General features: G+C 59.3%; 17 protein-coding genes. 6 read left to right on the forward strand and 11 right to left on the reverse strand.

Annotated elements, in window-relative coordinates; genetic code table 11:
* Positions 1 to 12: 12 nt before the first annotated feature.
* From CRO59_RS22340 to sdhC, 4 genes are read right to left on the reverse strand one after another with little or no spacing between them, the layout of a single operon-like run.
* Positions 13 to 717, reverse strand: coding sequence for a succinate dehydrogenase iron-sulfur subunit (locus tag CRO59_RS22340; RefSeq protein ID WP_003223007.1), 705 nt, complete (start codon positions 715 to 717; stop codon positions 13 to 15).
* An 11-nt stretch (positions 718 to 728) separates the two neighbouring features.
* Positions 729 to 2,501 carry a succinate dehydrogenase flavoprotein subunit gene (gene sdhA, locus CRO59_RS22345; RefSeq protein ID WP_007962857.1) on the reverse strand — a complete coding sequence of 591 codons (1,773 nt, stop codon included), beginning with the start codon at positions 2,499 to 2,501 and terminating at the stop codon, positions 729 to 731.
* A 3-nt stretch (positions 2,502 to 2,504) separates the two neighbouring features.
* A complete protein-coding gene (gene sdhD, locus CRO59_RS22350; RefSeq protein ID WP_003222999.1) occupies positions 2,505 to 2,873 on the reverse strand; it encodes a succinate dehydrogenase, hydrophobic membrane anchor protein in 369 nt (122 codons plus the stop codon).
* Complete coding sequence (gene sdhC, locus CRO59_RS22355) at positions 2,867 to 3,241, reverse strand: succinate dehydrogenase, cytochrome b556 subunit (protein WP_016773673.1); 375 nt, start codon at positions 3,239 to 3,241, stop codon at positions 2,867 to 2,869. The genes sdhD and sdhC overlap by 7 nt, the downstream gene beginning before the upstream one ends.
* A gap of 363 nt (positions 3,242 to 3,604) precedes the next feature.
* Between sdhC and gltA the strand changes: the two genes are divergently transcribed.
* Positions 3,605 to 4,894 (forward strand): citrate synthase, encoded by a 1,290-nt coding sequence (gene gltA / locus CRO59_RS22360; RefSeq protein WP_003222994.1) that lies wholly within the window; start codon positions 3,605 to 3,607, stop codon positions 4,892 to 4,894.
* A 1,026-nt stretch (positions 4,895 to 5,920) separates the two neighbouring features.
* On the opposite strand, the gene CRO59_RS22365 is transcribed toward gltA, so the two are convergent.
* From CRO59_RS22365 to CRO59_RS22375, 3 genes are all read right to left on the reverse strand, one after another.
* Positions 5,921 to 7,579 (reverse strand): cation acetate symporter, encoded by a 1,659-nt coding sequence (locus CRO59_RS22365; protein ID WP_097090116.1) that lies wholly within the window; start codon positions 7,577 to 7,579, stop codon positions 5,921 to 5,923.
* Positions 7,576 to 7,887: a DUF485 domain-containing protein gene (locus CRO59_RS22370; RefSeq protein ID WP_027613950.1), complete on the reverse strand. Its 312-nt coding sequence runs from the start codon at positions 7,885 to 7,887 to the stop codon at positions 7,576 to 7,578. The genes CRO59_RS22365 and CRO59_RS22370 overlap by 4 nt, the downstream gene beginning before the upstream one ends.
* A gap of 243 nt (positions 7,888 to 8,130) precedes the next feature.
* Positions 8,131 to 8,982: a glycine betaine ABC transporter substrate-binding protein gene (locus CRO59_RS22375; protein ID WP_027613949.1), complete on the reverse strand. Its 852-nt coding sequence runs from the start codon at positions 8,980 to 8,982 to the stop codon at positions 8,131 to 8,133.
* Positions 8,983 to 9,270: 288 nt separating this feature from the next.
* On the opposite strand from CRO59_RS22375, the gene CRO59_RS22385 reads away from it, so the two are divergent.
* Positions 9,271 to 10,866 (forward strand): beta (1-6) glucans synthase, encoded by a 1,596-nt coding sequence (locus CRO59_RS22385; RefSeq protein WP_097090117.1) that lies wholly within the window; start codon positions 9,271 to 9,273, stop codon positions 10,864 to 10,866.
* 107 nt (positions 10,867 to 10,973) lie between these two features.
* Here the strand turns inward: CRO59_RS22385 and CRO59_RS22390 are convergent, their stop codons facing one another.
* A complete protein-coding gene (locus tag CRO59_RS22390; RefSeq protein ID WP_027613947.1) occupies positions 10,974 to 11,342 on the reverse strand; it encodes a hypothetical protein in 369 nt (122 codons plus the stop codon).
* A 223-nt stretch (positions 11,343 to 11,565) separates the two neighbouring features.
* Here CRO59_RS22390 and CRO59_RS22395 point away from each other — a divergent pair, with 223 nt between their 5' ends.
* Together CRO59_RS22395 and CRO59_RS22400 are read left to right on the forward strand one after the other, a co-directional pair.
* Positions 11,566 to 12,864 (forward strand): serine/threonine protein kinase, encoded by a 1,299-nt coding sequence (locus CRO59_RS22395; RefSeq protein ID WP_027613946.1) that lies wholly within the window; start codon positions 11,566 to 11,568, stop codon positions 12,862 to 12,864.
* Positions 12,857 to 13,645 (forward strand): VacJ family lipoprotein, encoded by a 789-nt coding sequence (locus CRO59_RS22400; RefSeq protein WP_007969640.1) that lies wholly within the window; start codon positions 12,857 to 12,859, stop codon positions 13,643 to 13,645. The genes CRO59_RS22395 and CRO59_RS22400 overlap by 8 nt, the downstream gene beginning before the upstream one ends.
* Before the next feature lie 176 nt (positions 13,646 to 13,821).
* Here the strand turns inward: CRO59_RS22400 and CRO59_RS22405 are convergent, their stop codons facing one another.
* Positions 13,822 to 14,736 (reverse strand): DUF808 domain-containing protein, encoded by a 915-nt coding sequence (locus tag CRO59_RS22405; RefSeq protein WP_097090118.1) that lies wholly within the window; start codon positions 14,734 to 14,736, stop codon positions 13,822 to 13,824.
* Between the two features lie 134 nt (positions 14,737 to 14,870).
* Here CRO59_RS22405 and CRO59_RS22410 point away from each other — a divergent pair, with 134 nt between their 5' ends.
* Positions 14,871 to 15,479, forward strand: a complete 609-nt coding sequence (locus CRO59_RS22410; RefSeq protein ID WP_034151540.1) for a TetR/AcrR family transcriptional regulator — start codon at positions 14,871 to 14,873, stop codon at positions 15,477 to 15,479.
* Positions 15,480 to 15,579: 100 nt separating this feature from the next.
* On the opposite strand, the gene CRO59_RS22415 is transcribed toward CRO59_RS22410, so the two are convergent.
* Positions 15,580 to 16,038, reverse strand: a complete 459-nt coding sequence (locus tag CRO59_RS22415; RefSeq protein WP_097090186.1) for a transposase — start codon at positions 16,036 to 16,038, stop codon at positions 15,580 to 15,582.
* Between the two features lie 211 nt (positions 16,039 to 16,249).
* Positions 16,250 to 16,690 carry a heme-binding protein gene (locus CRO59_RS22420; RefSeq protein ID WP_027613943.1) on the reverse strand — a complete coding sequence of 147 codons (441 nt, stop codon included), beginning with the start codon at positions 16,688 to 16,690 and terminating at the stop codon, positions 16,250 to 16,252.
* Between the two features lie 269 nt (positions 16,691 to 16,959).
* Between CRO59_RS22420 and gcl the strand changes: the two genes are divergently transcribed.
* Positions 16,960 to 18,735: a glyoxylate carboligase gene (gcl, locus tag CRO59_RS22425; RefSeq protein WP_097090119.1), complete on the forward strand. Its 1,776-nt coding sequence runs from the start codon at positions 16,960 to 16,962 to the stop codon at positions 18,733 to 18,735.
* Positions 18,736 to 18,841: the final 106 nt, after the last annotated feature.

The raw sequence follows: 18,841 nt of genomic DNA on the forward strand, positions 1-18,841 counted from the left end.
ACAGCAGCTGAATCACACGCCGCTCGAAAGCAACATGTTACGGATGTGACCGATGGCCTTAGTCGGGTTCAGGCCTTTCGGACATACGTTGACGCAGTTCATGATGCCCCGGCAGCGGAAGACGCTGAACGGGTCATCGAGCGAAGCCAGACGCTCGGACGTCTTGGTGTCACGACTGTCTGCCAGGAAGCGGTACGCTTGCAGCAGGGCAGCCGGGCCCAGGAACTTGTCCGGGTTCCACCAGAAGGACGGGCACGAGGTCGAGCAGCAGGCGCACAGGATGCACTCGTACAGACCGTCGAGCTTTTCACGCTCTTCAGGGGACTGCAGACGCTCGATGGCCGGAGCCGGCGTGTCGTTCTGCAGGTAAGGCTTAACCTTCTCGTATTGCTTGTAGAAGATGCTCATATCGACAACCAGGTCACGGATAACCGGCAAACCTGGCAGCGGACGAACGATCAACTTGTTGCCTTTTACGACAGCGGACAGCGGCGTGATGCACGCCAGGCCGTTCTTGCCGTTGATGTTCATGCCGTCGGAGCCGCAGACGCCTTCACGGCAAGAGCGACGATAGGAGAAACCCTCGTCCTGCTCTTTGATCAGGGCCAGCACGTCCAGCACCATCAGGTCTTTACCACCGGTATCGACCTGGAATTCCTGCATGAACGGCGCAGCGTCCTGATCAGGGTTGTAGCGATAAACACTGACTTGCAACATGGCGATCACCCTTAATAAGTCCGGACTTTAGGTTCGAAAGTCGGAACAGTCTTCGGCGAGAAGTTTACGGCACGCTTGGCGACGCGTTTCTCACCCGGGAAGTACAGGGTGTGGCACAGCCAGTTTTCGTCGTCACGGTCTTCGAAGTCTTCACGGGCGTGAGCGCCGCGGGACTCTTTACGTACTTCGGCCGCGATGGCGGTAGCTTCAGCCACTTCCAGCAGGTTTTGCAGTTCCAGAGCTTCGATACGCGCAGTGTTGAACGCTTGCGACTTATCGTTGATCTTCACGTTGGCGATGCGCTTGCGCAGATCGGCCAGCTGAGCGATACCCTTCTGCATGTATTCGCCAGTGCGGAATACACCGAAGTAGTTCTGCATGCAGCTTTGCAGCTCGCGACGCAGGGTAGCCACGTCTTCGCCATCGGTACGGCCGTTCAGCGCGTTCAGACGCGACAGGGCAGCTTCGATGTCGGCTTCGGTAGCGTCGTCGTATTCGATGCCGTCGGTCAGCGCCTTTTCCAGGTGCAGGCCGGCAGCGCGGCCGAATACCACCAGGTCGAGCAGCGAGTTGCCGCCCAGACGGTTGGCACCGTGTACCGATACGCAAGCCACTTCACCTACGGCGAACAGACCAGGAATGATCTGATCCACGCCTTCGGCGTTCTGGGTGATCGCCTGACCATGAATGTTGGTGGCAACGCCGCCCATCATGTAGTGGCAGGTCGGTACAACCGGAACCGGAGCAACCACCGGGTCAACGTGTGCGAAAGTCTTCGACAGTTCGCAGATACCTGGCAGACGGCTGTGCAGCACTTCCTCGCCCAAGTGGTCGAGTTTGAGCATTACGTGGTCGCCATTCGGACCGCAACCGTTGCCGGCGATGATTTCTTTAACCATCGAGCGGGCAACCACGTCACGACCCGCGAGGTCTTTCGCGTTCGGAGCATAACGCTCCATGAAACGCTCGCCGTGCTTGTTGATCAGGTAACCACCTTCACCACGGCAACCTTCGGTCACCAGTACACCGGCGCCGGCGATGCCGGTCGGGTGGAACTGCCACATTTCGATGTCTTGTACCGGCACGCCAGCACGCAGCGCCATGCCAACGCCGTCACCGGTGTTGATCAGGGCGTTGGTGGTGGAGGCGTAGATACGGCCAGCACCGCCAGTAGCCAGTACGGTGGCCTTGGCGCGAATGTACGAAGTTTCGCCGGTTTCGATGCAGATCGCGATCACACCGACAAACTCGCCTTCCTGGTTTTTCACCAGGTCGACAGCGTAGTACTCGTTCAGGAACGTGGTGCCGGCTTTCAGGTTGCCCTGATAAAGGGTGTGCAGCAGTGCGTGACCGGTACGGTCGGACGCTGCGCAGGTACGGGCAGCCTGACCACCTTTACCGTAGTCCTTGGACTGACCACCGAACGGACGCTGGTAGATACGGCCTTGCTCGGTACGCGAGAACGGCAGCCCCATGTGGTCCAGCTCGAAAACGGCCGCCGGGCCTTCCTGACACATGTATTCGATAGCGTCCTGGTCACCGATGTAGTCGGAACCCTTGACGGTATCGTACATGTGCCAGCGCCAGTCATCGTTCGGGTCAGCGGACGCGATCGCGCAGGTGATGCCGCCCTGGGCGGATACAGTGTGCGAACGGGTCGGGAAAACCTTGGTGATCACCGCAGTCTTGTGACCGCCCTGCGCCAGCTGCAGCGCAGCGCGCATGCCGGCACCGCCACCACCAATAATGATGGCGTCGAAAGAAATCGTTGGAATGTTAGCCATGACTCAGATACCCCAGAGAATCTGCACACCCCAGACGAAGTAAGCGAACATCGCAACGCCGCATACTGCCTGGAAAAGGAAACGTATAGCCGTCGCGGACTTGCCGAACGCCATTGGCGTCAGGTAGTCAGTCGCGATGGTCCACATGCCGACCCAGGCGTGAGCGCCGAGAGCAACAAGGGCCAGGAGGCTGAAAATACGCATCCCGTTGTGGGCGAACAGTTCATGCCACTGGGCGTACTCGAGGCCTGGGTGGGCCACGACGTATCCGATCAGAAAAATGAAGTAAGCCGCGAGAACGACCGCCGACACACGTTGCGCCATCCAGTCATAGAGGCCCGAACGCGAGAGGTTCGTGACGTTAGTTACCATATCCAGACTCCTGCCAGAACGATTACCACCACGGAAACGGCGATAACGATTTTCGAGCCCAGCTTGCCGCCTTCCAGCGTCTCACCGATGCCCATGTCCATGATCAAATGGCGCACACCGGCAACCAGGTGATACAGCAGAGCGGACAGGATGCCCCAAATCACTAGCTTGGCTAGCGGACTGGTCAGACACGCTTTCACCTGACCGAAGCCTTCCTCGGAGCTCAGCGACTTGTCCAATGCGTAAAGCATGATGGCAAGGCACACGAAGAGGATGACACCGGAGATACGGTGAAGAATGGACGTGTAAGCAGTGACTGGGAGTTTGATGGTCCTTAGGTCTAGGTTTACAGGTCGTTGGCTTTTCACGGCTTTTTTTTCACACTGAAGAGCCCCTAACAATCAGGGCAAAGTTGTTGGGGAGTGCACTGGTCAGGTAACCACCACCCAGGGATGCGACCCCCAATGAAAGCAAGCCCAAAAGCCCTTGGCGGTCGGTGGCCGAGTATAGACAGTTAGGCTACTAATGACAACGCAATCACCTACCCCCAATAGCTGATTGCACAAGTCGCATAAAAGGCGTAAATGGCAGTCAATTTCGAGGAAAAAGTGCGCTTAAAGCCTTCTGGAGCAAGACTTTAGGCAAATTGACATTCGAATTTATCTCACTATAGTGGTGCGGGCCCTGCGTGGGGGGTCTGTCTGATGGTTCAAGCATAAATAGGAGGCCACATGGCTGACAAAAAAGCGCAGTTGATCATCGAGGGCGCAGCCCCCGTCGAGCTGCCCATTTTAACCGGCACCGTTGGTCCCGATGTAATCGATGTTCGGGGCCTGACGGCCACGGGCCGCTTCACTTTCGACCCGGGTTTCATGTCGACCGCCTCGTGCGAATCGAAGATCACCTATATCGACGGCGACAACGGCATTCTGTTGCACCGCGGCTACCCGATCGAACAGCTGGCTGAAAAGTCGGACTACCTGGAAACCTGCTACCTGCTGCTCAACGGCGAATTGCCGACTGCAGAACAGAAGGCCCAGTTCGTCAGCACCGTGAAAAACCACACCATGGTTCACGAGCAGCTGAAAACCTTCTTCAACGGCTTCCGTCGCGACGCCCACCCGATGGCCGTCATGTGCGGCGTAGTCGGCGCCCTCTCGGCCTTCTACCACGACTCCCTGGACATCAATAACCCGCAGCATCGCGAAATCTCCGCGATCCGTCTGGTTGCCAAGATGCCTACCCTGGCAGCGATGGTTTACAAGTACTCCATGGGCCAACCCATGATGTACCCGCGCAACGACCTGACGTACGCGGAAAACTTCCTGCACATGATGTTCAACACCCCGTGCGAGATCAAACCGATCAGCCCGGTACTCGCCAAGGCCATGGACCGGATCTTCATCCTCCACGCCGACCACGAGCAGAACGCATCGACGTCCACCGTGCGCCTGGCAGGTTCCTCGGGTGCCAACCCGTTCGCCTGTATCGCCGCCGGTATCGCCGCACTGTGGGGCCCTGCCCACGGCGGTGCGAACGAAGCCGTTCTGACCATGCTTGACGAGATTGGCGATGTGTCCAACATCGACAAGTTCATCGCCAAGGCCAAGGACAAGAACGATCCGTTCAAACTGATGGGCTTCGGTCACCGCGTTTACAAGAACCGCGACCCTCGCGCGACTGTCATGAAGCAGACCTGCGACGAAGTGCTGAAAGAACTGGGCATTAACAACGATCCGCAACTCGAACTGGCCATGCGCCTGGAAGAGATCGCGCTGACCGACCCGTACTTCATCGAGCGCTCGCTGTATCCGAACGTCGACTTCTACTCGGGGATCATCCTCAAGGCGATCGGCATTCCGACCAGCATGTTCACCGTGATCTTCGCTCTGGCCCGTACTGTGGGCTGGATTTCGCACTGGAAAGAAATGCTCTCCAGCCCGTACAAGATTGGCCGTCCGCGCCAGTTGTACACTGGCTACGAGTCGCGTGATATCACCAAGCTGGAAGACCGCAAATAAGGCTTGTGTTGCGATAACGTCTTTGAGTTGTATCGGGAACGGCCTCTTATATAGAGGCCGTTTTTGTTTGTCTGGTCGCAGCGGCCTGTGGGCCGACTGGCTTTTGGGCGTTTGTGGGCATATCCGTTGCTTCGGGTGCTGCCGCTGGCGGTTTCGCTCTTACAGCGAGTCACCTTTTCCAAACGCCGAAAAGGTAACCCAAAAGGCTTTGCCCCGGCGTACGGCACTTCGCTGAGGCTCAGTGTTCCCTCGCTACGGTGTCCATCCGGGGGCATCGCCTCCGGTTTGCTTCGCTGCACCTCCTCTCGATGTATGCGGCTCCGCCGCATGGCGCTGCGCGCCTAACCCCCTGATGGACACCTACGCTCGGCCTGCCGAAGGGGCAGAAGATCAAAAGCCACATCAAGAGCCAAAGCCCAAGCAGATCAAAAGATCACAGCCTTCGGCAGTTCCTACATGGAACTGGGTACATTCAGTAAGAAATTTGTCGACTGGCAGGCCGCTTTCGCGAGCAAGCCCGCTCCCACATTTGGATTAAGTGCATTCACTTAGAGATCGGTCGGCTCGTAGGCCGCCATCGCCAGCAGGTACAGTTCAGATTGCATGCTGCCCCTGCGGCGAAGCCGCCCCACTCAACACAATGAGCGTTAGCTCGAGTACCGCTTTTGATCTGAGGGCCCGTCGGAAGGCTGAGTGGAGGGATTGATCCGGGGGTGGGAGCGCAGCGACCGTTTGGCGAAGCCAAACACAGCGAGAGGAGGTGCAGCGAAGCAAACCGTAGGCGCTGCCGCCCGGATGAATCCCGGAGCGAAGGAACCCGAGCCTGGGCGAGGGCCGAACGTCAGGGCATAGACCTTTTGGTTACTTTTGGGGCGTTTGCCAAAAGTGACCCGCCGTAAGGGCGGAACCATAGGAGGCCGTGACCGCAGCAACGGATATGCACACAATTCCAGTCCGATAACCGCCCACAAAAAAATGCCCCGATCTCTCAACCAGGGCATTTCACTCAAACCACGTAACCAGAACTTAGTGCGAAACCGCCCCGCTCGCCCCAAGGCCAGTCTGTGAACGCACAAACTGCGGGAAGAACAGCGCCCGCTCGTTCTCGGCTGCTGCGGACTTGTCGGTAATCGAGAAGAACCAGATCCCGATGAACGCAATGATCATCGAAAACAACGCCGGGTACTCGTAAGGGAAGATCGCCTTCTCATGATGCAGAATCTGCACCCAGATGGTCGGACCAAGGATCATCAGCCCCACCGCACTCACCAGCCCCAACCAGCCACCGACCATCGCGCCGCGGGTGGTCAGCTTCTTCCAGTACATCGAAAGCAACAGCACCGGGAAGTTGCAGCTCGCCGCGATGGAGAACGCCAGGCCGACCATGAACGCAATGTTCTGGCTCTCGAACAGGATGCCCAGACCGATCGCCAGCACGCCCAGGGCGATGGTGGTGATCTTCGACACGCGAATTTCATCCTTGTCGTTGGCCTTGCCCTTCTTGATCACGCTGGCATACAGGTCGTGCGACACCGCCGAAGCACCGGCCAGGGTCAGACCGGCCACCACCGCCAGAATGGTCGCGAACGCCACCGCCGAGATGAAGCCGAGGAATATGCTGCCACCCACCGCGTCAGCCAGGTGCACCGCCGCCATGTTGTTGCCGCCGAGCAGAGCACCCGCCGCATCCTTGAAGGCCGGGTTGGTGCTGACCAGCAGGATCGCGCCGAAGCCGATGATGAAGGTCAGGATGTAGAAGTAACCAATGAAGCCGGTGGCGTACAGCACGCTCTTGCGCGCTTCTTTCGCATCACTCACGGTAAAGAAGCGCATCAGGATGTGTGGCAGGCCGGCAGTACCGAACATCAGGGCCAGGCCGAGGGAGAACGCCGAAATCGGATCTTTCACCAAACCGCCCGGGCTCATGATCGCTTCACCTTTCGGGTGAACCTTGATCGCCTCGGAGAACAGCATGTTGAAGTCGAAGTTAACGTGCTTCATCACCATCAGCGCCATGAACGAGGCACCGGACAGCAACAGCACCGCCTTGATGATCTGCACCCAGGTGGTCGCCAGCATGCCGCCGAACAGCACGTACATGCACATCAGGATACCGACCAGAATCACCGCCACGTAGTAGTCGAGACCGAACAGCAGCTGGATCAGCTTGCCGGCACCAACCATTTGCGCGATCAGGTAGAACGCCACCACTACCAGCGAACCGCAGGCAGACAGGGTGCGGATCTGGGTTTGCCCGAGGCGGTAGGACGCCACGTCGGCAAAGGTGTATTTACCCAGGTTACGCAGGCGCTCGGCGATCAGGAACAGAATGATCGGCCAGCCCACCAGGAAGCCGATCGAATAGATCAGGCCATCGTAGCCGGAGGTGAACACCAGCGCGGAAATCCCCAGGAAGGACGCCGCCGACATGTAGTCACCGGCAATCGCCAGACCGTTCTGGAACCCGGTGATCTTGCCGCCCGCCGCATAGTAGTCGGCGGCCGACTTGTTGCGCTTGGACGCCCAGTAGGTGATGCACAGGGTGGCGCCGACGAACACCACGAACATGGCGATCGCGGAAACGTTGAGCGGTTGTTTGTGGACTTCGCCGGTCAAGGCGTCAGCGGCCCAGACGGCTGGAGCGAACGCTGCGATGCTCAAAAGAGCCAGTAGACGCCGGATCATTGCTGAGCCTCCTTGAGAATCGCATTGTTCAGGTCGTCAAACTCGCCGTTGGCGCGCCGTACGTAGATCGCGGTCAGGATGAAGGCCGAGACAATCAGACCGACACCAATCGGAATACCCCAGGTAATCGACGACCCGGGACTGAGTTTCGCCCCGAGCACTTGCGGCCCGTATGCGATCAGCAGGATGAATCCGGAGTACAGCCCGAGCATGATCGCCGAGAGTATCCAGGCGAATTTTTCTCTTTTTCGCACCAGCTCCTTGAAGCGCGGGCTGTTTTGAATCGAGAGGTAAATGCTGTCGTTCATTGTTTTTATCCTCGCAGCACAGATTATTGTTGGAACGTATCCACTGTATGCGGCTGCGGAACGGGTTCCAGACGACCTTAGTATTAGAACGACATGACGTTTTCGCCAATTTTCAGCACACAAAAAAAAACCGTGGGAGCGAGCCTGCTCGCGAAAGCGTCGGATCAGTCGAAATATGTATCAACTGACAGATTGCATTCGCGAGCAGGCTCGCTCCCACAGTGGGGTACGGCGGTGTTGCTTTTATTTGGTCCAGTCAGCCACGCGATCCGGGTGCTTGGCGACCCAATCCTTGGCCGCCGCCTCAGGCTTGGCGCCGTCCTGGATGGCCAGCATGACTTCGCCGATCTCGTCTTTCGACGCCCACTGGAAGTTTTTCAGGAACTTGGCGACTTCCGGAGCCTTGGTAGCGAGTTCTTTGCTGCCGATGCTGTTCACGGTTTCAGCCGCGCCATACACGCCTTTCGGGTCGTCGAGGAAGCGCAGTTTCCACTTGGCGAACATCCAGTGCGGCACCCAACCGGTGACGGCAATCGATTCGTTCTTCTTCTCGGCACGGGTCAGCTCGGCAATCATGCCGGCGCCGGAACTGGCCTTGAGCGTATATTTGTCGAGGCCGTAATCCTTGATCGCCTGATCGGTTTTGAGCATCACGCCTGAACCGGCGTCGATGCCGACGATGCGGTTCTTGAAGGTGTCGTCGGTCTTGAGGTCTTCGATCGATTTCGCCTTGACGTACTCCGGCACGATCAGGCCGATTTTCGCGTCCTTGAAGTTCGGGCCGTAATCGACGACCAGATCCTTGTTCTTCGTCCAGTAATCGCCGTGGGTCACCGGCAGCCATGCCGAGAGCATCGCGTCGAGTTTGCCGGTGGCCACGCCCTGCCACATGATCCCGGTGGCGACGGCTTGCAGCTTCACGTCGTAGCCGAGTTTCTGCTTGATCACCTCGGCCGCCACGTGGGTGGTCGCGACGCTGTCGGACCAGCCGTCAACGTAACCGATGTTCAGGGTCTGTTTTTCAGCGCTGGCGAATGTGGAACTCATCGCAAGCACCAGAGCGGCACCTGCGCCTAAAAGTCGTCGCATCTTCATCGTTTACTTCCCCGAAATGCTGCGCCCGACGGATGCCGGGCATCGTCAACGTATTGTTATGGTGCACAGCGCCCCCATCACGCCTGACCGCAAACTCGCTCGAATGCCAGTGGAGTACTGACGCTTTCGATCATCGGCCTGACGCCCGCAGCGACCTGCTCTGTCAGCGACCTCAATACACCGAGAAACGACATCAGAAGGCCATTAATCGCCTCTGAATAATTGGCGCCAGACAATCCGCCCGAACTTTGCATGTGCAAATCATGCAGGCCACCAACCCGCGGATAAATGCAGGTAACATGCGTCGCTTTGCAGCCACTCGGCCTGACCATGTCCGCGACTTCCCGCATCCCGTTTGTTCCTTATCTCTTCGCCTGCCTGCTCGGCCTGTTTGCCCTTGGCGGTTTCTGGTACGGCCTCGGCAAACCGGTGATCCTGCCGGATGCCGCGACCCCGACGCACAAGTTGCAATGCGCCTCTTACACGCCGTTCGACAAGGATCAATCGCCGTTTGACGTGCCGTTCAAGCTGCGCCCGGAGCGCATGGACGCCGACCTCGCCCTGCTGGCGACGCGCTTCGAATGCATCCGCACCTACTCGATGACCGGCCTCGAAGCCCTGCCGCAACTGGCGCGCAAGCACGGTTTGAAGTTGATGATCGGCGCCTGGGTCAACAGCAACCCGGCGGACACCGAGAAAGAAGTCGACCTGCTGATTGCTTCGGCCAACGCCAACCCGGATGTGGTCAGCGCGGTGATCGTCGGCAACGAAGCGTTGCTGCGCAAGGAAGTCACCGGCGCGCAACTGGCGAAGCTGATCAACAAGGTCAAAAGCCAGGTCAAGCAACCGGTCACTTATGCCGATGTCTGGGAGTTCTGGCTCAAGCACCCGGAAGTCGCGCCGGCGGTGGATTTCCTGACCATTCACTTGCTGCCGTACTGGGAAGATGACCCGTCAAACATCGACGTCGCTCTGCAACACGTGGCGGATGTGCGTCAGGTGTTCGGCAACAAATTCGCGCCCAAGGACGTGATGATCGGCGAGACCGGCTGGCCCAGTGAAGGCCGCCAGCGTGAGACCGCCCTGCCGAGCCGGGTCAACGAGGCCAAGTTCATTCGCGGTTTTGTCGCGATGGCCGAGAAGGAAGGCTGGCATTACAACCTGATCGAAGCGTTCGACCAGCCATGGAAACGGGGCAGCGAAGGTGCGGTCGGCGGTTACTGGGGCCTGTTCGACGCCGATCGCCAGGACAAGGGCGTGCTCGCCGGGCCAGTGACCAATGTGCCGTACTGGAAGGAATGGCTGGGCGTCGGTGGGCTGATTTTCCTCGGCACGCTGCTACTCGGCGGCCGGGTTCGCACCACGCAATCGGCGTTGGTTCTGCCCCTGCTTGCGGCAGTTGCAGCCTGCTCGATCGGCGCCTGGGGCGATCTGGCGCGAGTGACCACGCGGTTTGCCAGCGAATGGCTGTGGGTCGGCTTGCTGACAGCGTTGAATCTGTTGGTGCTGGCGCATGCCGCGCTGACCTTGAGCAACCGTCAGGGTTGGCGTGAACGGGCGTTCCATCTGCTGGAACGCCGCGCTGGCTGGCTGGTTGCGGCAGCAGGATTTGCGGCGGCGGTGATGATGCTGGAGATGGTGTTCGACGCGCGTTATCGCAGTTTCGCCAGCATGGCGTTCATTCTGCCGGCGCTGGTGTACGTATGCCGTCCGGTCAGCGTACCGCGCCGGGAAATCGCCCTGCTGACCGTTATCATCGGCGCCGGCATTGCGCCGCAGCTGTATGAAGAAGGCTTGTTGAATCAGCAGGCGTGGGGCTGGGCGCTGGTCAGCGGGTTAATGGTGGCGGCGTTGTGGCGCTGCCTGCGGGTTCGCAAAGGCTGATCTCCAGAGGCCAGTCTGGCCCCTTCGCGAGCAAGCCCGCTCCCACATTGGATCTGTGGCGTTCACAAATCCCCTGTGGGAGCGGGCTTGCCCGCGATGACTGACTGTCAGGCGCTACGAGACGCTCTGACCAACCGCAATCCGCCAATCACCAGCGCAAACACCGCCAATGTCGTGTTGTACAACGCCAGCGCCGGCAGCCCGAACACCAACGCCAGCACCGCCAGCCACCACCCTGCCCGCCCCGGCAGCACAAAACCGAGCAGCGCCGCGCCCAACGCCGTCCAGCCCAACACCTTGAAGTGGATCATCAGCCCCAGGTTCGAACGCACCGAGCATTCCCAACGGCTCGCTTCATCGACGCAGATGCCAACCCACCGTCCGTCCTCCATGAAGCCATAACGCGCGCCATAACTGGCGGCCAGCCACAGCGGCAACAGCACGAGCAACAGAATCACGGGCAAGCGGCGGGACATGAAACTCTCCAATCAACGAAATCGGCGGCCAGCTTAATCTGCCCGCACGCGTTGGCAAGCACTAACAACTGTTAACTGGTCATCCGCGCCTTGCAAAGTGTATCGTCCAGCTACTATTACTCCGAATTCTGCCTGTTTGGTGCCGAGGCATGGCACTTTGGCGCAAGCCCGGTGGTCATAGCCTGCGAACTTCATTCGGCACCTTCCTTTAAGGGATCCAGTCATGCTCCGTTCCTTGCGCTTCGCCGCGCTGTTCAGCGGCCTTATTCTGAGTGCGTCCGCACTGGCGGTGGATATCGATGCCGCCAGTTATGGCTATCCCCTGACCAACCCGTTCGAGGCGACCATCGCCACCACGCCACCGGACCTGCGCCCGGAATTGCCGTCGAACGACGAGATCAATCAGTCCGACCACAGCATCACCCTGCGCCCGGAACGGGCCTTCATCCTCCCGGACAATTTCTGGGCGGTGAAAAAACTCACCTACCGCATCGCCGAGCAGGACAAACCGGCGCCGCTGATCTTCCTGATCGCCGGTACCGGCGCGCGCTATGACAGCACGCTCAACGAGTACCTGAAGAAGCTCTACTACAAGGCCGGCTACCACGTCGTGCAGCTGTCGTCGCCCACCAGCTTCGACTTCATCAGCGCCGCTTCACGCTTCGCCACCCCGGGCATCACCAAGGAAGACGCCGAAGACATGTACCGGGTGATGCAGGCCGTGCGTGCGCAGCATCCGAAACTGCCGGTCACCGAGTACTACCTCAGCGGCTACAGCCTCGGCGCGCTGGATGCCGCGTTCGTCGCGCATCTGGACGAGACCCGACGCAGCTTCAACTTCAAGAAAGTCCTGCTGCTCAACCCGCCGGTCAACCTCTACACCTCGATCAGCAACCTCGACAAGCTGGTACAGACCGAGGTGAAGGGCATCAACAACAGCACCACCTTCTATGAACTGGTGCTGAACAAGCTGACCCGCTACTTCCAGCAGAAAGGCTACATCGACCTCAATGACGCCCTGCTCTACGACTTCCAGCAGTCGAAGCAGCACCTGACCAACGAACAGATGGCGATGCTGATCGGCACTTCGTTCCGTTTCTCGGCGGCCGACATTGCCTTCACCTCCGACCTGATCAACCGTCGTGGCCTGATCACCCCGCCGAAATTCCCCATCACCGAAGGCACCAGCCTCACGCCGTTCCTCAAGCGTGCGCTGCAATGCGACTTCGACTGCTACCTGACCGAACAAGTGATTCCGATGTGGCGCGCGCGCACTGACGGCGGCAGCCTGCTGCAACTGATCGATCAGGTCAGCCTGTACGCACTCAAGGATTACCTGCACGACAGCCCGAAAATCGCCGTCATGCACAATGCTGATGACGTGATCCTCGGCCCTGGCGACCTCGGCTTCCTGCGCAAGACCTTTGGCGATCGCCTGACCGTTTACCCACTGGGCGGCCATTGCGGCAACCTTAACTACCGCGTCAACAGCGACGCCATGCTGGAGTTTTTCCGTGGCTAAATATCTCCTGCTGATTGCAGCGCTCCTCAGTGCAGGCGTGGCCCAGGCCGACAACAGCAAAGCCAACGCGCCGGTGGTGGTCGATAGCGACGGCTTCAAGGAGCCGCTGTCCAAACTCAAGTTCAACCCGGGGCTGGACCAGCGTGAGTTCGAGCGCTCGACGCTCAACGCACTCAACGTCTACGACCCGCTGGAGTCGTGGAACCGCCGCGTCTACCACTTCAACTACCGCTTCGACCAATGGGTGTTCCTGCCGGTGGTCGACGGTTATCGCTACGTGACGCCAAGCTTCCTGCGCACCGGGGTGAGCAACTTCTTCAACAACCTTGGCGACGTGCCGAACCTGGTCAACAGCCTGCTGCAGTTCAAGGGCAAGCGCTCGATGGAAACCACCGCGCGCCTGTTGCTCAACACCACTATCGGCATTGCCGGTCTGTGGGATCCGGCCACCGCCATGGGCCTGCCGCGCCAGAGCGAAGACTTCGGTCAGACCCTGGGCTTCTACGGCGTACCGGGCGGTGCCTACTTCGTGTTGCCGATCCTCGGCCCGTCGAACATTCGCGACACCGCCGGCCTCGCCGTGGACTACACCGCCGAATCGGCGATCAACTACCTGAACGTGTCGGAAGTCAGCTCCAACCACCCGGAAATCTGGGCCCTGCGTGCGGTCGACAAGCGCTACCAGACCAACTTCCGCTACGGTCAGATGAACTCGCCGTTCGAGTACGAGAAAGTGCGTTACGTCTACACCGAGTCGCGCAAGCTGCAGATTGCCGAGTAACCTCGGCGACAACAAAAAAGGGCCATTCGATGCGAGTCGAATGGCCCTTTTTCATGGCACAACCTGGATCAAACGGTGGAAGCGGGCTTGCTCGCGAATGCGGTGAATCAGCCAGCACATTCTTCGACTGACCCACCGCATTCGCGAGCAAGCCCGCTCCCACAGGGGTGATGTGTTTATCCTTTGATCGTGCGCCAGATTTTGCCGACCACCGAAACCACCGCCAGCACTGCCGCGCCCGCGATGATCCCCGCCACGCCATTGAGCAGCACAGGGACTGCGAACCCGGCGCTACCGGCCGCCACACCGACACTTTCAATCCAGTGATGCACCACGGGAATGCCGTGGGTGAGGATGCCGCCACCGACGAGGAACATTGCCGCCGTGCCGATCACCGACAGGCCTTTCATCATGTACGGGGCGGCGCGCAGGATTGCATTGCCGATGTTTTTTGCTGCCGCACCCGATTTCTGTGTCAGCCACAGGCCTAGATCGTCGAGTTTGACGATGCCGGCCACCAGGCCATAAACCCCCACGGTCATGACGATGGCGATGCCCGACATGACGATCACTTGCTGGGTCAGCGAAGCGTCGGCCACGGTGCCAAGTGTGATGGCGATGATTTCCGCCGAGAGGATGAAGTCAGTGCGGATCGCGCCTTTGATCTTGTCCTTCTCGTAAGCCACCAGATCGGTGGTCGGCTCAGCCACCGCCGCGCTCAATTGCGCGTGGTCGGCGTCATCTTCAGCCTTGCTGTGCAGGAACTTGTGCGCGAGCTTCTCGAAACCTTCGAAACACAGGTACGCGCCGCCGACCATCAACAGCGGCGTCACCAGCCATGGCACAAACGCACTGATCGCCAGGGCGGAGGGCACCAGGATCAGCTTGTTGAGGAACGAGCCCTTGGCGACCGCCCAGACCACCGGAATTTCCCGCTCGGCGCGCACCCCGGAGACTTGCTGGGCATTGAGCGCCAAGTCATCGCCGAGTACGCCGGCGGTCTTCTTCGCGGCCATTTTGCTCATCAACGCCACATCATCCAGAACGGTGGCAATATCGTCGATCAGCACCAGCAAACTGCTTCCTGCCATGAATCTTGTTTCCTTATGTGAATAATGCCGCGCAGCATACCGCGACTGCGGGCCACACGGGGCATTCTTGAGCCATGCGCGAGGCCGGTGCTACCATGCGCAACCGCCAGAACAGGCAAGGAACCACCGGGTTTATGAGCACAATCCGCGAGCGCAACAAAGAACTGATCCTGCGTGCCGCCAGTGAGGAATTTGCCGACAAGGGCTTCGCTGCGACCAAAACCAGCGACATCGCCGCCAAGGCAGGATTGCCCAAGCCCAACGTTTACTACTACTTCAAATCCAAGGAAAACCTCTACCGCGAGGTCCTGGAAAGCATCATCGTGCCGATCCTGCAGGCTTCGACCCCGTTCAACCCGGACGGCGTACCGAGCGAAGTGCTCAGCGGCTACATCCGCTCGAAGATCCGCATCTCCCGCGACCTGCCCTTCGCCTCCAAGGTGTTCGCCAGCGAAATCATGCACGGCGCTCCGCACCTGAGCGCCGACCTGGTCGAGCAGCTCAACAGCCAGGCCAAGCACAACATCGACTGCATCCAGAGCTGGATCGACCGCGGTCAGATCGCCCCGATCGACCCCAACCACCTGATGTTCAGCATCTGGGCCGCAACCCAGACCTACGCCGACTTCGACTGGCAGATTTCTGCGGTCACCGGCAAGGACAAGCTGGACGAGGCGGATTACGAGGCTGCGGCACAGACGATTATTCGGCTGGTGTTGAAAGGGTGTGAGCCGGATCAGTGAGACCGTGATGGCGCCATCGCGAGCAGGCTCACTCCTACATTTGGAATGCGTTCCCCTGTAGGAGTGAGCCTGCTCGCGATCGAGGCAACACGGTTTCGGCTCAAACCCAAATCGCATCCCACAGCGGATAATCCCCAAGCTTCTCCACCAGACCAACCCGCAAAGGGTTGGCGACGACATACCTTGCCATCTTCACCAAATCCTCCTCCCGCCGCAGTGCCCGGTCATGAAACCCTCTTTGCCAGAGGCCAACATTTCTACCGGTAGCCTGGTTCACCGCTTTGGTACTCAGCGATTTGGTCTTTTGCATCAGTTCGCTCAAAGACCCGCTCTGCAATTCGATTAACCAATGAAAATGATCCGGCATCACCACCCACGCCAGTGAGTTCGCCAAGCCGAGATCTTGTGCACGGCGAAATTGATGAACCACCAATCGGCCCAAAGCAAAATCGGCAAAGATCGGTTTGCGATCAAGAGTGTTGGTCGTCAGTAGGTAGATTCGATTGGGCTCGGCATAGCGACCGGCTCGCAATCGGTGTGCAGCGGGTAGATCAGGCATTCCTTTGCCTCCCATGATCAGCTCATGAGAAGACTAGTTCTGCGTGCTCAAGTTGATGGGACAGACTCTTGGCTGGATGTTTCTGGGAGAGAGCTATCGCGAGCAGGCTCACTCCTACAGGGGTTTGTGGTGTTCAGACATTTTGTGTCCAACCAAGATCCCTTGTAGGAGTGAGCCTGCTCGCGAAGGCGGTTAATCATCCGCTACAAAATCAAGCAGCCACCCCCGCATCCGCCCTCAAATCCAGTGCCTCCACAGCCTTGATCGCCACCTGCTCATCAATATCCGACAGATCGCCGCTAATCCCGATCGCCCCCAGCACATTCCCCGCCTGATCACGAATCAACACCCCGCCCGGAGCCGGGACGACGCTGCCCTGGCCCATGCTGTTGAGTGCGGCAATGAAGGCCGGGCGTTGTTGGGCGTCCAGCGCCAGCAGGCGTGAGCCCTTGCCCAGGGCGATGGCGCCCCAGGCTTTGCCGATGGCGATGTTCGGGCGCAGCAGGCTGGCGCCATCTTCGCGTTGCAGGGTGATCAGGTGGCCGCCGGTATCGAGTACCGCGATGGTCAGCGGCGCGGCGTTGATCCCGCGCCCGGTGCTGATGGCTTCGTTGACCAGGTTGACTGCGACTTTCAAGGTTAAAGCGCTCATGGTGCCGTCCTCATTTTGTTATTGGGAAAGTCGTGGGGCTGCGCTTAAGTGCCGCAGCCCGATGCCACAAATAGAACACAATGAATTATTTTTTTGTATACAATAATTCTCGAAAAGCGCCACATGCGACGAAAAGCCACAGCAGAACCGGGCTTTCGACGAATGAAACAGGCGCTTGAGAAAATGGATTGACCTGCGCCGTCCGCCGTGAATACACTCTGCGCAAAGCCACTTGTATACAATTACAAAACGTAAAGAGGCACAAAACCATGAGCAAAATGAGAGCAATCGAAGCCGCCGTTCTGGTGATGCGCCGTGAAGGGGTTGATACCGCTTTTGGCATTCCGGGTGCTGCGATCAACCCGCTGTACTCCGCCCTGCAGAAAGTCGGTGGCATCGATCACGTCCTCGCTCGCCACGTCGAAGGCGCGTCACACATGGCCGAGGGTTACACCCGCACCAAGGCCGGCAACATCGGCGTGTGCATCGGTACGTCCGGCCCTGCCGGTACCGACATGGTCACCGGGCTCTACAGCGCCTCGGCCGACTCGATCCCGATCCTCTGCATCACCGGCCAGGCACCCCGCGCCCGTATGCACAAGGAAGACTTCCAGGCAGTCGACATCACCAGCATCGTCAAGCCCGTCACCAAGTGGGCGACCACGGTTCTGGAGCCGGGCCAGGTGCCCTACGCGTTCCAGAAAGCCTTCTACGAAATGCGCTCCGGCCGTCCAGGCCCGGTGCTGATCGACCTGCCGTTCGACGTGCAGATGGCTGAAATCGAATTCGACATCGACGCCTACCAGCCATTGCCGCTGGCCAAGCCAACCGCGACCCGCATTCAGGTCGAGAAGGCTCTGGCCCTGCTTGATCAGGCCGAGCGTCCATTGCTGGTGGCCGGTGGCGGCATCATCAACGCCGACGCCAGCGATCTGCTGGTGGAGTTCGCCGAGCTGACCGGTATTCCGGTGATCCCGACCCTGATGGGCTGGGGCACCATTCCCGATGATCACCCGCTGATGGTCGGCATGGTCGGTCTGCAGACGTCGCACCGTTACGGCAACGCCACCATGCTCAAATCCGACGTGGTACTGGGCATCGGTAACCGTTGGGCCAACCGTCACACCGGTTCGGTGGATGTCTACACTGAAGGTCGCAAGTTCATTCACGTCGATATCGAAGGCACGCAGATCGGCCGCGTGTTCACCCCGGATCTGGGTATCGTCTCCGACGCTGCTGCCGCGCTGACCGTGTTCATCGAAGTCGCCCGTGAATGGCAAGCCGCCGGCAAACTGAAAAACCGTAGCGCCTGGCTGCAGGATTGCCAGCAGCGCAAGGCCAGCCTGCACCGCAAGACCCACTTCGACAACGTGCCGGTCAAGCCGCAGCGTGTTTACGAAGAGATGAACCAGGTGTTCGGCAAAGACACTTGCTACGTCAGCACCATTGGTCTGTCGCAGATTGCTGGCGCGCAGTTCCTGCACGTCTACAAGCCGCGTCACTGGATCAACTGCGGTCAGGCCGGGCCGTTGGGCTGGACCATTCCGGCAGCGCTGGGCGTGGTCAAGGCCGATCCGAGCCGGAAAGTCGTGGCCCTGTCGGGGGACTATGACTTCCAGTTCATGATCGAGGAGCTGGCGGTCGGCGCTCAGTTCAAACTGCCTTACATCCACGTCGTGGTGAACAACTCGTACCTGGGGCTGATCCGTCAGGCCCAGCGCGGGTTCGAAATGGACTACTGCGTGCAGCTGTCCTTCGATAACCTGAACGCGCCGGAACTCAACGGTTACGGTGTCGACCACATCGCAGTCGCCGAAGGCCTTGGCTGTAAAGCCCTGCGGGTGTTCGAACCATCGGAAATCGCCCCTGCCCTGCGCAAGGCCGAACAAATGATCGAAGAGTTCAAGGTACCGGTGATTGTCGAGATCATCCTGGAGCGTGTGACCAACATCTCCATGGGGACCGAGATCAACGCCGTCAACGAATTCGAAGACCTGGCACTGGTCGGCAACGACGCGCCAACGGCGATTTCGTTGCTCGACTGAACGTAACTGGCTCCCTCTTCCTCCGGGAGAGGGCTGGGGTGAGGGAGCGATTTTGTGTCGTTCGGGGAATTTGGGGCCAACCCTGATTCCCCCCTCACCCTAACCC

It is taken from the genome of Pseudomonas sp. LAMO17WK12:I5, assembly GCF_900215165.1.
GTDB lineage: Bacteria > Pseudomonadota > Gammaproteobacteria > Pseudomonadales > Pseudomonadaceae > Aquipseudomonas > Aquipseudomonas putida_A.